Consider the following 16,483-nt stretch of genomic DNA (forward strand, 5'->3'; position numbering starts at 1 on the left):
CCTTGCACGCGACGGGCGAAAAGGGGGAGGCCCAGTGGGTCCGGAAACGGCGGTCGACGGACGATTCCGCGTCATGGGGATCGTGGGGCGCGGCAACATGGGAGAGGTACACCGTGCCGAAGACCTGACAACGGCCGTGGACTCCCCGCACCGGCTGGTCGCGCTCAAGACGGTGTTGCGCGCCCGCACCGGCATCGCACCGGCCATCTCGGGCTCCGGCAAGGAAGTCGACCGCTTCCGCCGCGAGATCAAGATCATGCGCAGACTCTCCCTGGGTCACCCCAACCTCACCCGGCTGATCGACGGCGGGCTGGACCAGGGGCCTGGTGGCAGCGGACTGCCCTACCTGGCGATGGAGTTGCTGGACGGCAACCCGCTCGCGGATCTCATCGACGAGGAACCGCAGCTCCCCGTCTCCTGGGTCGCCGCCATCGGAGCACAGATCGCCGCCGGCCTCACCGCCGCCCACCGATCCGACGTCGTCCATCGCGATCTCAAGCCGGCCAATGTGATGCTCACCCGAGACGGCACGGTGAAAATCCTCGACTTCGGCATGGGCTCGATCGTCGACGACCCCGACCAGACCCGGCTGACCAGCACCGGCGTCAGCGTCGGCACCGCCCGCTATATGGCCCCCGAGCAGTTCCGCGCCGAACGGGCCTCCGCCCCGGCCGATCTCTACGCACTCGGCTGCATCCTGTACGAACTGCTCATCGGACGGCCGCCGTTCTCCGCCAAGACCGCCTACGAGCTGTGCGACCAGCACCTGAACGACCAGCCCCCGCAGCTGTCCCTGGTCCGCCCGGAGCTGCCCGCCGAGCTCGTCCGACTGGTGGCCGGGCTGCTGGAGAAGGACGCCGAACTCCGGCCCGAGAACGCCGAACTGGTCCGCATGGTCCTGATGCCCCTCGCCCTGGCAGCGGATGGGACAACCAGCCTGCTCGCCCCGCACTGGCGGGCAATGGACCCGGTCGCCCGACTGCGCGAGCTGTATCCCCCGTCCGCCCCGACCGTGCCGGTACCCGTACCACGCGCCTCACCCCGGACGCCCCAGACCATGGATGTCTTCGGCATCCACAGTGACCTGATCGCCGAGTACGAGAGCTTCACCAAGGGCGCCACCATCATCCGGGACCCCCGGATCGGCAACTTCGTCGAGGACGACCTCGCGGCCAAGTCCCAGTGGCCGCACCCCTGGCTGTCGCTCAACCCCTTCTTCGCCGACGGCGGTCTGGTCACCGATCTGGTACGGGACGGCCTGCTGCACCCCCGGTGCGCGGAGATTTTCCAGGCCGGCAAGAAGGAGCACTCCCCGCGCCCGGACGGCCGGCCGCTCACCCTCCACCTCCACCAGCGGCAGGCGATCGAGGCCGCGCAGGCCGGCGACTCCTATGTGCTCACCACCGGCACCGGCTCCGGCAAGTCGCTCGCGTACATCGTCCCCATCGTGGATCACGTGCTGAAAGAGCGTCAGGCGGCAGGACCGGGGGCGGGCGGCCGGGTACGGGCGATCATCGTCTACCCCATGAACGCACTGGCCAACTCCCAGCTGGAGGAGTTGAACAAGTATCTGCGCAACGGGTTCGGGGCCGGCCACGAGCCGGTCACCTTCGCCCGCTACACCGGCCAGGAGTCGGCCGAGGAGCGGGCACACCTGCGCAAGAACCCCCCGGACATCCTGCTGACCAACTACGTGATGCTGGAGCTCATGCTGACCCGGCCGGACGACCGGTCCAGCCTGATCCGGATGGCCGAGGGCCTGCAGTTCCTCGTCTTCGACGAACTGCACACCTACCGGGGCCGGCAGGGCGCCGACGTCGCGTTCCTGATCCGCCGGGTCCGTGAGGCATGCCGGGCCGCGTCGGGCCTCCAGTGCATCGGCACCTCGGCGACCATGTCCACCGAGGGATCCTGGGCGGACCAGCGGCGCGAGGTGGCCAAGGTCGCCGGGCGGCTCTTCGGGACCACGGTGCTGCCGGACCGGGTCATCGGCGAGACCCTGATCCGGGCGACCGAAGAGGCCCCGGCGACCGTACCCGCGGAATACCTGCGCCAGACGGCGGCGCCCCGCGCGTACGAGGCGCTGACGAAGGACCCGCTGGCCCGCTGGGTGGAATCCAGGTTCGGCCTGGAGCACGAGGAGGGCACGGGGCGGCTGCGCCGCCGCGCCCCGGACACCATCGAGGCGGCGGTGGCCCAGCTCTCCGCCGAGTCCGGCGTCGCCGAGGAGACGGTCCGTGAGGCGATCCGGGCCACCCTGGAGGCCGGATCGCAGGCCAAGCACCCGGTGACCGAACGGCCGCTGTTCGCCTTCCGGCTGCACCAGTTCCTCTCCAAGGGCGACACCGTCTTCACCACCCTGGAGGATCCGCTCACCCGGCCGCTCACCCGCACGTACCAGCTGGAGCAGCCGGGCAGCGGCGGCAAACCACTCTTTCCGCTGGCGTTCTGCCGCGAGTGCGGGCAGGAGTATCTGACGGTGTGGCGCACGGAGGAGGGCGGCGGGTTCCGGTACGAGCCGCGCCGGGACACCTCCGCCTCCGGGGGCCGCGCGGGCGAGGGCTATCTGTATCTGAGTACACCGGGCGACGGCTACGAGTGGCCCGCCGATCCACAGACGGCCGTGGGCGACCGGCGGCTGCCCGAGTCGTGGCTGGAGACGGACGCACAGGGCGTGACGGTCGTCAAGAAGTCCTACCGGCCCCGCGTCCCCCAGCGGGTGCTGGTGGACGCCCGGGGCAACGAGACGGACGAGTCCACCGAGGCGGGCGAAGGGCCGGGCGGGAGCATGGTGGCGGCGTTCGTCCCCGCCCCGTTCCTGTTCTGCGTGCACTGCCAGGTCTCCTACGAGCAGACCCGCGGCCGGGACTTCGCCAAGCTCGCCACCCTGGACCAGGAGGGCCGTTCCTCGGCCACCTCGCTGCTCTCCGCCTCGATCGTCAAGTCCCTGCTGGCGGTACCCGAGGACAGCCTCGGCAAGGAGTCGCGCAAGCTGCTCTCCTTCGTCGACAACCGGCAGGACGCCTCGCTCCAGGCCGGCCACTTCAACGACTTCGCCCAGGTGACGCAGTTGCGCGGCGCCCTGTACCGGGCTGTGGTGGACGCGGGCGAGGAGGGGCTGAGCCACGACGACCTCGCGATGGCCGTCACCACCCTCATGGACCTCGCCCCCGGCGAGTACACGGCCGGGGCGAACCCGGCCCCCACCCTGGTACGGCGGGCCACCAAGACCTTCCGGGACGTCGTCGGATACCGCCTCTACCGCGACCTGGAGCGCGGCTGGCGGGTCACCATGCCCAACCTGGAACAGACCGGGCTCCTCCGCATCGACTACCCGGATCTGGCCCACGTCGCCGAGGAGCAGGAGCGCTGGGTTCAGGCCCACCCCGTGCTCCGGGAGGCCGACCCGGCACAGCGGGTGGAGGTCAGCCGTACGCTGCTCGACTACATGCGGCGGGCCCTGGCCATCGACGTCCAGTACTTCCGGGACGACTTCGACATCCTGCTGCGGGCCAGCGAGGAACGGCTGACCGGGCCCTGGGTGCTGAGTGAAAGCGACCGGCCGAACGTCGGCACCGCCTTCCCGTACGCCTCCCGGCCGGGTATGGAACGCAGCGCGCTGTTCCTGTCGGCCCGTGGCAAGTTCGGCAAGTGGCTGCGGCGGGAGGTGCCCGCGACGCGCGAGCTGCACCTGGACGACCTCCAGCAGGTCATCAAGGACCTGCTGGAGGTGCTGCACGAGGCGGGCCTGGTGTGCGAGGTGGAGGCGGCACCCGAACGCTCCGGGCCGCCTCATCGGCGGCGAGTCACCGACAAGCACATCGGCTACCGGGTGTCGGCCGCCGCGCTGATCTGGCGGGCCGGCGACGGCGAGCAGGGTGTGGTGGACCGGCTGACCCGTACCTACCGCGACGGTGACAGCCCGCGCGTCAATCCCTTCTTCCGCGATCTGTACCGGACGGCGGCGGCCGAGTTGTCCGGCCTGTACGCCCGGGAGCACACCGCCCAGGTCACCCCCGAGGACCGGCGGCTGCGTGAGGAACGGTTCCGGACGGCTGATCTGAAACTGATGTACTGCTCGCCGACGATGGAGCTGGGCGTGGACATCTCCTCGCTCAACGCGGTGCTGATGCGCAATGTGCCGCCGACCCCGGCCAATTACGCGCAGCGCTCGGGCCGGGCCGGGCGCTCCGGACAGCCCGCGCTGGTCACCACGTACTGCGCCACCGGCAACAGCCACGACCAGTACTACTTCCGCCGCTCCCAGGAGATGGTGGCGGGTCAAGTGGCCCCGCCCCGTCTGGAACTGGCCAACGAGGACCTGGTCCGCTCCCATCTCCAGGGCATCTGGCTGGCCGAAACCGGCATGAAGCTCGGCACGTCGATCCCCGACATCGTCGATGTCGCCTACGACCCCGAGGCCGGCGACCGCCCCGATCCCCGCATGGAGCTGCCACTCCTCCCCCACATCCGCGACCTCGCGCTGGACGAGGACGCCCGCCGCCGCGCCGTCGAGTCGGCCAAGCGCGTCCTCGCTCCGCTGATCCCCGAATTCGAGGCCACCACCTGGTGGTTCGACGACTGGATCGAGGACCGGATCCAACGGGCCCCGCAGCGGTTCGACGCCTCCTTCGACCGGTGGCGCCAGCTGTTCCGGGCGGCCGTCATCGACCAGTACGAGCAGAACAAGCGCGTCGTGGACCACACGCTGTCCCAGGGTGAGCAGGGCCGGGCGCGCAGCCGCCGCCGGGAGGCGGAGACCCAGACCAACCTGCTGCTGAACCGCTCCTCCGACAGCAAGTCGGTGATGAGCGACTTCAATCCGTACCGCTATCTGGCATCCGAGGGTTTTCTGCCCGGTTACAGCTTCCCCCGTCTCCCGCTGGCCGCCTACATCCCGCGCTCGGGCAACCGCCGCAACGCGGACGGCGACTACCTCCAGCGCCCCCGGTTCCTCGCGATCCGCGAGTTCGGTCCCGGCGCGCTCATCTACCACGAGGGCTCCCGGTACCAGGTCACCCGGGTGCAGCTGCCGCCGGACGCCTCCGGCGACCTGGCGACGGCGGAGGCCAGGCGCTGCGACAACTGCGGCTACCACCACGAGGTGAAGGCAGGAACCGATCTGTGCGCCATGTGCCAGGAGCCGCTGACCGGCAAGCAGACCGGCCTGCTCCATCTGCACACCGTGTACACCAGCAAGCGTGAGCGGATCTCCTCGGACGAGGAGGAACGCCGCCGGGCCGGCTTCCGGCTGGAGACCTCGTACGCCTTCCAGGATCACGGGGCCCGCAGCGGGCGCCTCACCTCCCTGGTCAACGACGCCGATGGCGCCCCCGTGCTCACCGTGGACTACGGCGATTCGGCGACCGTCCGCATCACCAACCTCGGCCGGGTCCGCGACAAGAAGGATCAGCCGGACGGCTACTGGCTGGACCTGGGCGACGGCCGGTGGCTGAACGACCGGGCCGCCGCCGACGCCATCGAGGGCACCGGCATGCCGGTGGTCGACGAGGAAGGCAACGAGAAGCGCCGAAAGAAGCGGGTCCTGCCGTATGTGGAGGATCGCCGCAACATCCTCGCGGTGACCCTGGACGAGCCGCAGCCCGGGCCGGTGGCACTCTCGGTGATGTACGCGCTGGAGCGTGGCATCGAGGCGGCGTTCGAGCTGGAGGACTCCGAACTCACCGCCGAACTCCTCCCCTCGGAACACAGCAACCCGTGCCGCAGCCTGCTGTTCACCGAGGCCGCCGAGGGCGGCGCCGGTGTGCTGCGCCGCCTCCAGCGCGACCCCGGGGCGCTCGCCGAGGCCGCCCGTACCGCGCTGGAGATCTGCCACTTCGACCCGGTGACCGGTGAGGACCGGGGCGGGCCGGCGGCCGGTGAGGAGTGCGCCCGTGGCTGCTACGCCTGTCTGCTGACCTACGCCAACCAGCGCGTTCACCTCGCGCTGAACCGGTATGCCGCGCGGCCCCTGCTGCTGCGCCTGGCCGGGGCCCGTACGGTGCGGGAGGACCGCGGGGAGTCGCGCAGCGAGCAGTACCGGCGGCTGGCCCCGGCGGCGGCCGGCGGCCGTGTCGTCCCGGCGCCGGCCCAGGGACCCGTGTCCTCGCCGACGCCGGTGGAATCGGACCTGGCGGCTCTCGTCGCGGGGGGCGATCTGCTCGCCTGGCTCAAGGCGATGGGCTACCGGCTGCCGGACGAGGTCAACACCTTCGTCCCGGGAACGGACGCCCGCCCCGATCTCGTCTTCCACCTGGAGGGCGCCCACCTGGCCGTGTTCGTCGACATCCCCGGCCACCCGGCGGACTCCACGCGCGACATCGAGGCCGGCTACCGCCTGGAGGACGCCGGCTGGGACGTGCTGCGTTTCCCGACGGACACGGACTGGCAGGCCATCGTCGACCACCACTCCGGCTACTTCCGCACCCGTTGAGCACGGCGCCCGCTTCCGCTCCCGACCTCAAGGAACCGAGACATCTCATGAGCCCGACACACACAGCCGCCGCCTACACGGCCGGCTCGCTGGTCGCCGCCCGCGGACGTGAGTGGGTCGTGCTGCCCGAGAGCGCCCCCGACATGCTGGTGCTGCGCCCCCTCGGCGGGAGCGAGGACGATATCGCGGCTGTCTTCCCCTCGTTCGAGGAAGTACGCCCCGCCGAATTCGCGGCGCCGAGCCCCACCGACCTCGGCGACCAGCGCGCGGCCGGGCTGCTGCGTACGGCACTGCGGGTCGGCTTCCGGTCGGGCGCGGGCCCGTTCCGCTCGCTGGCGTCGATCGCCGTCGAACCACGCGCCTATCAGCTGGTTCCGCTGCTCATGGCACTGCGGCAACGCACAGTGCGCCTGCTGATCTCGGACGACGTCGGTATCGGCAAGACGGTCGAGGCCGGTCTGATCGCCAAGGAACTGCTGGCGCAGGGCGAGGCCACCCGGCTGGCCGTGCTGTGCTCCCCCGCGCTGGCCGAGCAGTGGCAGGGCGAACTGCGGGAGAAGTTCGGCATCGACGCCGAACTGGTGCTCTCCTCCACGGTGTCACGTCTCGAACGCGCCCTCGAACTGGGTCAGTCCCTCTTCGACAAGCACCCGTTCACCATCATCTCGACGGACTTCATCAAGTCGGCCCGCCACCGGGAGGACTTCGTACGGCACTGTCCGGATCTGGTGATCGTGGACGAGGCCCACGCGTGTGTGTCCGCCGACGACGCCGGGCAGGCAACGGCGTCGTCCTCGTCATCGAACCAGCTGCGGTACGAACTGCTGCGCCGCATCTCCGCCGACAGCGAGCGTCATCTGCTGCTGCTGACCGCGACCCCGCACTCCGGCAAGGAGTCCGCCTTCCGCAATCTCCTCGGCCTGGTCCGGCCCGAACTGGCCACCCTCGACCTGGAGAAGCCGGCCGGCCGGGCCCGGCTGGCTGAGCACTTCGTGGCCCGCAAGCGCGCGGATGTCCGCGAGTACCTCACCAAGGAGGACGGTCTCGCCGACAACTCGCTGGCCGAGCGGACCGCGTTTCCGTCCGACCGCTGGACGAAGGACGAGCCGTACAAGCTGGCCCCGGCCTACCGGGCACTGCTGGACGACGCCATCGCCTACGCCGGAGACCGGGTGCGGGCGGCAGGCGAGCAGGGCAAGCGGGAGGCCCGCATCGCCTGGTGGTCGGTGATCGCGCTGCTGCGTTCGATGGTGTCCTCACCGGCCGCCGCCGCGCAGACCCTCAAGACCCGCTCGAAGTCGGCCGCCGCCCGCACCGCCCAGGAGGCGGACGCGCTCGGCGCCCCAGTCGCCGCCGATTCGGCCGACAACGACCGGCTGGAAGGCATGGACGTCGCACCGGGCGCAGCGGAGTCCGAGGACGCGGGCGCCCGGCTCCTCGACCTCGCCGAGCGTGCGGAACAACTGACCGGCCCGGCGGGGGACGCCAAGCTCAAGGCGCTGACCGGGCACCTGAAGAAGCTGATCGCGGACGGCTACCACCCGATCGTCTTCTGCCGGTACATCCCCACCGCCGAGTATCTGGAGCGGCAGCTGGAGGGCAAGCTCGGCAAGCGGACCAGGATCGCCGCCGTGACCGGCACCCTCTCCCCGCAGCAGCGCCTGGAACGCATCGAGCAGCTGGCCGCCGAGAGCGAGGACGAGACCGGCGCCCGGGTGCTGATCGCCACCGACTGCCTCTCCGAGGGTGTCAACCTCCAGCACCACTTCGACGCGGTCGTCCACTACGACCTGGCGTGGAACCCGACCCGCCACGACCAGCGCGAGGGCCGCGTCGACCGGTACGGGCAGAAGCGCGACCGGGTCCGGGTCATCACCATGTACGGCGAGGACAACGGCATTGACGGCAAGGTCCTGGAGGTGCTGTTCAAGAAGCACCGGCAGATCAAGAAGGACCTGGGCATCTCCGTCTCCGTCCCCGACGAGAGCGCGTCGGGCGTCACGGACGCGGTGGTGGAGTGGCTGCTGCTGCACGGGCGGCAGGGCAGCCAGCAGAGCCTGTTCGATCTGGGCGGCCCCCAGCAGCAGTCGTTCGACCGTATCGAGCGCGAGTGGAATTCGGCCGCCGAACGGGAGAAGACCTCCCGTTCCCGGTACGCCCAGCGCGCCATCCACCCGGAGGAGGTGGCCCGCGAGGTCGCCGCCGTACGGGCGGCGCTCGGCGGCGCCGGAGAGGTTCGCGCCTTCGCGCTGGAGGCACTGCGCGACCTGGAAGCCCTGGTACGTGACCCGCGTGACGGCAGCGGCGACTTCACGGCCCAGGTCGGCGGCACGCCGGCGGGGCTGCGGGACGCGCTGGCCGCCACCCTCGGGGGCCGGCTGGTGGAGGAGGACCGGCAGATCCCGTTCCGTACGACGGCGGCGATCGGACGGGGCGAGGCCGCGCTGGTGCGCACCGATCCGGCGATCGGTGCCCTCGCCTCGTACGTGCTGGACTCCGCCCTGGACGTCAACGCGGCAGGCCCGCGCCCGGCACGGCGCTGCGGGGTGGTGACCACGGACGCGGTCGCCACCCGCACCACGCTGCTGCTGGTCCGCTACCGCTTCCACCTGACCTTGCCGTCACGTACCGGCGAACGGCAGCTGGTGGCGGAGGACGCCCGGCTGCTCGCCTACGAGGGCGCCCCGGGACGCGCCCGCTGGCTGGACGACAACGCCGCCACCGCGCTGCTCGCGGCCCGCGCCACCTCCAACACGCATGAGCAGCTGGCACACAACCAGATCACCCGCACCCTGGACGGACTTCCCGAGCTGTCGGAGCATCTAAGGGAGTACGGGGATCACCTGGCGGCAGAACTCGACGCCTCGCACCGCCGGGTCCGGAAGGCGAACGAGGAGATCGTCCGTGGCCTGAAGGTCGTCCCACAGGAACCCGCCGACATCCTCGGCGTCTACGTCTATCTGCCGCGGCAGCCCGCCGTCCCCGCCTCTACCGTCCCGGGAGCCGAAGCCTGATGTCCGCCGCCGCTGCCACCCGCGCCACCAGCCGCGCCTTCACCGCCGTCACCACGGTCGGCGGGCTGCTGCCCACCGACATGCTGCTGCGCATCCCCGAGGCGCGGAACCTGCCGGGCACCAAACCCGCCGACTACGGCCTGCCGGCCTCGGTGCCCGTGCGGGACGAGGCCGAGCGGGCCTGGGAATACCTCAAGCCGCTGTGGCGCGACCTGCGCGCCGCCCTGCCGACGGACCCGGTGACGGGTGCCCCGGCCGCCGACCCGACGGGGCGGGCCGGTACGGACTGGCTGGCGCAGCTGTTCCGCAAACTGGACTTCGGCGCCCTGACGGAAATCGGTCCGAGCGGCATCACCGCCGAATCCGACCCGGAACACCCCTTCCCGGTCTCCCACCGGCACGGCCCCGCCCTGATCCATCTGATCCCCTGGAACCAGGAGTTGGACAAGCGCCCGGCCCCCGGTCTGGTCCCCGCCCAGTCCATGCTCCAGGACTGCCTCAACCGCACCGACGCCCACCTGTGGGCGGTCCTCACCAACGGCCGCCGTCTGCGGCTGCTGCGGGACTCGTCGTCTTTCGCGACGGCGGCCTATGTCGAGTTCGACCTGGAAGCCATCTTCGAGGGCGAGCTGTTCAGCGAATTCGTGCTGCTGTACTGCGTGCTGCACGCCTCCCGGTTCACCGTGCCGGACGGCACGGCGGCCTCGGGGTGCTGGCTGGAGAAATGGCGCATGGTCGCCATCGAGTCCGGCAGCCGGGCGCTGAACCACTTCCGCGATGGCGTCCAGGCCGCACTCACCGTCCTCGGCACCGGTTTCCTGAGCCACCCGCACAACAACAGGCTCCGCGAGCAGCTGGATGTCCACGCCTTCCAGACCGCGCTGCTGCGGCTCGTCTACCGCATGATCTTCCTCTTCGTCACCGAGGACCGGGGCGCCTTGCTGGACCCCGGGGCGGACGAACGCACCCGGGAGCGGTTCACCCGCTACTTCTCCACCGCCCGCCTGCGCCGCCACGCACTGCGCCGCCTGGGCACCGCCCACGACGACCAGTACCGCGCCCTGGAACTGCTGATCGAAGCGCTCGGCTCGGAGGAGGGCCGCCCCGAGCTGGGTCTGAAAGGACTCGGCGGCCTCTTCAACGACACCGCCGCCGATGAACCGCTGCACGGCGTACGGCTGGCCAACCGGCATCTGTTCGAGGCCGTCAAGCACCTGTCCCGGGTACGGGACGTGGGAGCGGCACGCTGGCGGCCCGTCGACTACCAGCACATGGGCGCCGAGGAACTCGGCTCGGTGTACGAGTCCCTGCTGGAGCTGGTGCCCAAGCACAGCGCCGCCGACCGCACCTTCGAACTCGTTGACCGGATCGGCAACGACCGCAAGCAGACCGGCAGCTACTACACGCCGTCCGCGCTCACCGAGACGCTCCTCGACTCGACACTGGACCCGGTGATCGACGACGCCGTCAAACGCGGCGAGCAGCGCGCGAGCGCGAAGGGACTCCTCGACCCGGCCGAGACGATCGCCGAGGAACTTCTCTCCCTCACGGTCTGCGATCCCGCGTGCGGATCCGGCCACTTCCTCGTGGCGGCGGCCCGCCGCATCGCCAAACGCGTCGCCTCCGTCCGCGAACGCAACCCCGAGCCCACAGCCGACGCCGTACGCCACGCCCTGCACGAGGTGGTGGCACGATGCGTGTACGGCGTGGACCTCAACCCCATGGCGGTCGAACTCGCCAAGGTGTCCCTGTGGCTGGAAGCCATGGAACCGGGGAAGCCTCTCGGCTTCCTCGACGCGCACATCAAGCACGGCAACGGCCTGATCGGGGCGAACCCCGCGCTGATGAGGAAGGGCATCCCGGACAAGGCGTTCAAGAAGACCGAGGGCGACGACGAGGCCTGGGCACGGTCGCTGATGGCCCGCAACGAGCTGGAGCGCAAGGGCCAGGGCGCACTGTTCGAGACGGATACCGAGACGAAGGTCGCCAACTCGTCCTTCGCCCGCGGCCTGCGCCGGATCACGGCTACCCCGGCCGACGAACTCGCCGAGGTCCGCCGGAAGGAAGCCGCCTACCGCGACTGGTCGACCTCGGACGAGTACGTGCACGCGCTGCGTCTGGCGGACGCCTGGTGCGCGGCATTCGTATGGGTCAAGCGGCAGGAGGCGCCCCCGGCCATCACGCACAAGGTATTCCGAGAACTGGAGAACCCGGAGAGCGGCACCGCGCCGCAGTCGACACACGACGAGATCGTGCGACTGCGGGACCAGTACGCCTTCTTTCACTGGCACCTGGAGTTCCCGGACATCTTCACCGTCACGGACGGCGGCGACGCCTCGGCGGACGCGGATCCGGACAACCCGGCGCCGGGATGGGACGGCGGGTTCTCCTGTGTGGTGGGTAACCCGCCATGGGACAAGGTCGATTTCGAGGACAAGAAATACTTCAGCGTGGTCGATCCCGACATCGCCGAGATCTCGGGGGTAGCGCGCCGCACTCGGATCGCCGAGTGGGAGCGAGAACGGCCGGAGGCCGGCAAGCGGTATCGGGAAGCAAGACGCGCGGTCAAGGGGACGTTCCACTTCGCGGGGGACTCGGAGGTGTTCCCGCAGTGCGGGAAGGGGCTGACCGTCAAGGGCGTCAACTCCCTTCAGACGGACACGCTGTTCGCGGAGCGCATGGTGAACATAGTCGCCGCAGAGGGCCGAATCGGCCTCATCCTGCCGACCGCCATCGCAACGGGGGCAGGCTCTCAGCATCTGTTCGCGAACTTCATGCGTCGGGGGGTCCTCGCATCGCTCTATGACTTCGAGAACCGTCGCCCGAAGTCGCCCGCACTGCCCAAGGGAGGCAAGTGGTTCGAGAGGGTGCACTCAAGCTACAAGTTCTGCCTCCTCTCGCTGACTGGCCGGGCTGCACGCTCAGATGCCAGCCGCCTCGGTTTCTTCCTGTCGGACGTCACGGACCTGCATGACCCGCTGCGGGTCTTCTCTCTGGAGCCCGACGATCTGGCTCGCATCAACCCCAATACCGGCACACTTCCGGTGTTTCGCACCCAGCGGGACGCGGACATCACTGCTGGTATCTATCGCCGCATTCCCGTGCTGTGGAACGAGGGGCAGCGAAATGGAAATCCCTGGCGCATGACTTTCAAGAACCTTTTCAACTCGACTGACGATTCAGATCTTTTCCGCACAGAGGAAGACCTGACAACAGAAGGATGGGAACTGCGCGGCAACGTGTTCGAGCGCGACGGGGAAAAAATGCTGCCATTGTACGAAGGGAAGATGGCTCACCTTTTCGATCACCGCTGGAATCGATTCGTTGGCGTAGGCGACAACGACTATGAACCTGTTGGCGAATCCGACAAAGGAAATCCAACGGGAGTGACCCTACCTAGACGTTGGGTTCAGGAATCAGGATTGATCGCGACAGTTCGCAAGGGCAAGCAGACGCTGGTATCCGGAGTCAATTCTCGCCTGGAGAGCGAAAACTGGCAGCATAAATGGTCCCTCGGCTGGCGAGACATTGCACGCACTACCGACGAGCGAACCGCGATTCCATCATTCCTTCCCCATGCAGGGGCTGTGGAAACATTTCCGCTCATGCTTCCGCAAGTCACACCCAGACTGATGGCTGCGCTTATTTCTACTCAATCATCTATGGTTTTTGATTTCGTGGCTCGCCAGAAAATCAGCGGCGCCCATATGGGACGCCGTTTCTGGAAGCAACTCCCCGTCCCGACTCCAGTCGCGCTCGAACCCCACCTTCCTTTCCTGCTTCCCCGCACCCTCGAACTCATCTACACGTCAATCGATATGACCGAGCTCGCCCGCGACTTGGACGACGAGGGCCAGCCGTTCCGGTGGCGCGAGGTCCGCCGCGCCTATCTGCGGGCGGAGCTGGACGCCTACTTCTTCCACCTATACGGCATCTCCCGTGACGACACCGACTACATTCTTGAGTCCTTCCAGTCGGAGTCGGGCGGTCTGAAGAAAAACGAGATCGCCAAGTTCGGCGAGTACCGCACTAAACGGCTCGTCCTGGCGGAGTATGACCGCATGGCAACCGCAGGCCTGACATTGGAAACCCCTCTCATCGAGGGCGAGTCGGGCACGTACCAGTCCACCCTCAACCCGCCGCCCGGGCACGGGCCCCGGCACGGTTGACACGCCCTGGGGGTGGCCACACTCGCAGCCACCCCCAGAGCAGACAGCCTCTTCTCAAGGAGCCGATGTCGCGTGGTGCGGCGAAGCTATACCAGCAATCCGCGTTCGGCAGTCGTTTTGTCCTCGGGCAGCGACTGGGGGGTCCGGGCTGCTGGGCATCGGCGGTCGAGTGGGGCCGAGTATCCATTGCCCAAGAAGCGAAAGGGCAAGCTGAAGGCACTGGGCGAGGTGATTGAGGCCCTGCGGATAGCGATCAATGCCAAGCGCAGATCCCAGGTCCGCTACCTGTTCGATCGGGCTGATGCTCTCATCAAAGCCATTCCAGCCGACCTGACCACAGAGCAGCGCGAGCAGCTCACACGGCTGCGCAAGAAGTCAGGGACGGTCGGCAAAGCCACCTCCCAGAGCGCCAAGAAGCCAAAACCAAAACCGAGCGCAAGATCCGGTGGCAAGAAACCGACGGCGACGTCAGGCCAGAAGCCGAAGCCTCAAGCCGTGCCCGTGCGTGAGCTTGGCGACCGGTACATCAGCCGTGCTGTCCTCGGCTACACACCTCGTGGCAAAACGTGAGGAACCAGCCGCCTCTCGTGACGTCCTCTCAACTGTCCGTGGCGAACCGTGCGAAACTCGCCCACCCTTCGCGGCTGACCGTGAAGGACGTGCGGCCCGCATCCTTGGAGTCTCTTACGAAGACGGCCTGTTCGGTGATGGCGATCTCGACACAGTCGTCACCCTGTGTACCGCTGTAGCTGGACTTGAACCAGGCGAGTTCCCTCGTGCCGCTGCTCATAGCTCTCCTCGCAATCGCTCCAGCAGGTCCCGGGATTCCTTAGGGTTGAGGGCCTGCGAGCGCAGTCTGTCATAGCGTTGGCAGAGCAGACTCATCTCTTTCGCGTCGGAGATGAGCCGGCCGTTCTGCTGTCCTTCGGAGTACCCGAGCCTTCGCCCCTCCACCGTTTCCAGGATTCGCATGGGCCCGTCCAGGCAACCGTGGAACTCCACCTCCAGCGGCACCACTTGCAACGTGACGTTGCGTGGTGCGGTGAGCTCCAACACATGACCCAGCATGCTCGACTGCGCCCGCGCCCCGCCCAGCCTGCGACGGAACACCGCCTCTTCGACGATGAAGTCGAACGGCACGGTCGGCCGCTCCCTCAGCATCTTCTGCCGCTCCATCCTAGCCGCAAGCTGAGCCTCTGCCTGTTCATCCGTCAGCAAGGGAATGCTGTTGTCAAACACAGCCCGCGCGTACGCCTCCGACTGCAACAGCCCCGGCACCAGCCGACACTCGTACGTGCACAGGCTCACCGCCTCCCGTTCCAGCCGTGCCCACCGCCGGAACCACGCCGCCAGGCCCGCCTCTCCTCTGGTGAGATGACGTGCTGCCTTCCGGAGCGCGCCGGTGTTGCCCAGCGCCTCCTCCGCCCGTTCCACGAACGCCTCGTCCGGCATCCGGCGGCCCAGTTCCACGGACGCCACGGTGTGTTTGGAATACTGGACCCGGCTGGCGAAATCGACCCGGCTGAGGCCCGCGTGCTCCCGCAGGGCCTGGACGAAGGCGCCAAACGTACGCAGACTGTCCGACGGGTGGGGTTCGCGTACCGGCTCACCCGCCGCAGGACCCTCGCCTTGGGCTGTGGAAGCGCCCTCTTCGACTTCGACGATGTCCATGCGCCGCCTTCCTCTCCGTACCGCACCGCGCGGCGGCGGCGGCGAGTCAGTGGCGTCCTCGCCGCGAAATCCAGCCTGGCCCCGCCTCCCGCGTACTGTCCACTCCGCGTGTGCGTACGTTGACGCCATGTACGGGGCGAAAGGATCGCGCCCCCGCGAAACTGCCGTCACTGTGGCGTCATGAACCAAGCCACTCCCCACGTTGGCGCTCCCGCCCGCACGTTCACGCAACAGTTCTCGTCCACCTGGCGCGGGGCCCGGCTCGCCCGGTTGCTCGGGGTCGGTGAGCTCCGCTCCTGGCGCGCTCCCCAGGACCTCACCGAGCGGGCGGAGATCGTCATCGCTGAACTTGCCGCCAACGCCGTTCAGCACGGCCGTGTGCGGGGGCGCGACTTCCGTCTCGGGCTGTTCTTCATCCCGTCGGCCGGCTGTCTCTGCGTTGAGGTGACCGATGCCCGCGGGGACCGGTATCCGCGGATCCCGTCGGCGGGCGCCAGGGTCGATGAGCTGCTTCCCGGCGGGCGAGGCCTGTCACTCGTCGCAGCCCTCAGCGACCACTGGCACACCATTCCGTTCCCGCCGGGCGGCAAGACGGTCAGGGCAGTGCTCTCAACGCACAGCAGAGCGTGAACGGACGGTCGCCCACCGATGCACCTCAGCCGTACGCTCTCAGCGCCTCGTGCCGTGTCCGCCCCGGCAACCAGCGGCCGACAGGCGCCGGTTTCCACGGGTTCCGGGCGCGAGGCCAGGTCTGGCCCGACCCACGACTTCCGCAGGAGAGGTGGCGTGGTTGAGCGGGCGGCAACGCAACGTCTTCCCCATTCCGTTGGGTTGCCGCCCTCCCACGAGTCCGCCTCCGTTGACGGCGTCAACGTCCTCAATCACCGTGCATACCGTCTTCCGATTCCCTGGTGCCCGTGTCCACAGGTAGGGTGTTCCGCATTCGCGCAAGACCTCGCCCCATCCGGAAGGTCACCCATGTCGCAGCCCGAACGCCTCCCCGGCGCACCCGATTTCAGCATCAAGCTTCCCAAATATGGTGGTGCGGCGTACGGACATCTGCTGGTTGAGTTCGGTGACAACGGCACGCAGAAGTTCGTCCTGCACGAGGGGTCGGTGGTGGCAGCCGAGGAGGCGCCCCGAATCGGCCGTCACGCACGAGGACTTCGAGCGGCGCTGCGTGCGCACGGCCGACT

General features: G+C 68.8%; 7 protein-coding genes and 1 pseudogene. 6 read left to right on the forward strand and 2 right to left on the reverse strand.

The annotated features are described in order from the left end of the window. Positions 1 to 73 precede the first annotated feature (73 nt). From ACFV5N_RS02635 to ACFV5N_RS02650, 4 genes are all read left to right on the forward strand, one after another. Positions 74 to 6,433, forward strand: a complete 6,360-nt coding sequence (locus tag ACFV5N_RS02635; RefSeq protein WP_385593045.1) for a protein kinase — start codon at positions 74 to 76, stop codon at positions 6,431 to 6,433. Between the two features lie 47 nt (positions 6,434 to 6,480). Continuing rightward, positions 6,481 to 9,447, forward strand: a complete 2,967-nt coding sequence (locus ACFV5N_RS02640; protein ID WP_385593048.1) for a DEAD/DEAH box helicase — start codon at positions 6,481 to 6,483, stop codon at positions 9,445 to 9,447. Continuing rightward, a complete protein-coding gene (locus ACFV5N_RS02645; protein ID WP_385593051.1) occupies positions 9,447 to 13,616 on the forward strand; it encodes an Eco57I restriction-modification methylase domain-containing protein in 4,170 nt (1,389 codons plus the stop codon). Before ACFV5N_RS02640 ends, ACFV5N_RS02645 begins: the two co-directional genes overlap by 1 nt. Positions 13,617 to 13,688: 72 nt before the next feature. Beyond that, the gene (locus tag ACFV5N_RS02650; RefSeq protein WP_385593054.1) at positions 13,689 to 14,186 is read left to right on the forward strand and encodes a hypothetical protein; all 498 of its coding nucleotides are present in this window, start codon (positions 13,689 to 13,691) and stop codon (positions 14,184 to 14,186) included. A 28-nt stretch (positions 14,187 to 14,214) separates the two neighbouring features. On the opposite strand, the gene ACFV5N_RS02655 is transcribed toward ACFV5N_RS02650, so the two are convergent. After that, the gene (locus ACFV5N_RS02655; RefSeq protein ID WP_385593056.1) at positions 14,215 to 14,406 is read right to left on the reverse strand and encodes a DUF397 domain-containing protein; all 192 of its coding nucleotides are present in this window, start codon (positions 14,404 to 14,406) and stop codon (positions 14,215 to 14,217) included. After that, positions 14,403 to 15,287, reverse strand: a complete 885-nt coding sequence (locus ACFV5N_RS02660; protein WP_385593059.1) for a helix-turn-helix domain-containing protein — start codon at positions 15,285 to 15,287, stop codon at positions 14,403 to 14,405. Before ACFV5N_RS02660 ends, ACFV5N_RS02655 begins: the two co-directional genes overlap by 4 nt. Before the next feature lie 180 nt (positions 15,288 to 15,467). Between ACFV5N_RS02660 and ACFV5N_RS02665 the strand changes: the two genes are divergently transcribed. Together ACFV5N_RS02665 and ACFV5N_RS02670 are read left to right on the forward strand one after the other, a co-directional pair. Next, positions 15,468 to 15,917, forward strand: coding sequence for an ATP-binding protein (locus ACFV5N_RS02665; protein WP_200363556.1), 450 nt, complete (start codon positions 15,468 to 15,470; stop codon positions 15,915 to 15,917). A 348-nt stretch (positions 15,918 to 16,265) separates the two neighbouring features. After that, positions 16,266 to 16,483 (forward strand): annotated as a pseudogene (locus tag ACFV5N_RS02670) (DUF4357 domain-containing protein); the annotation flags it as partial.

Origin of the sequence: Streptomyces sp. NPDC059853 (genome assembly GCF_042731495.1) — a bacterium.
Taxonomy (GTDB): domain Bacteria; phylum Actinomycetota; class Actinomycetes; order Streptomycetales; family Streptomycetaceae; genus Streptomyces.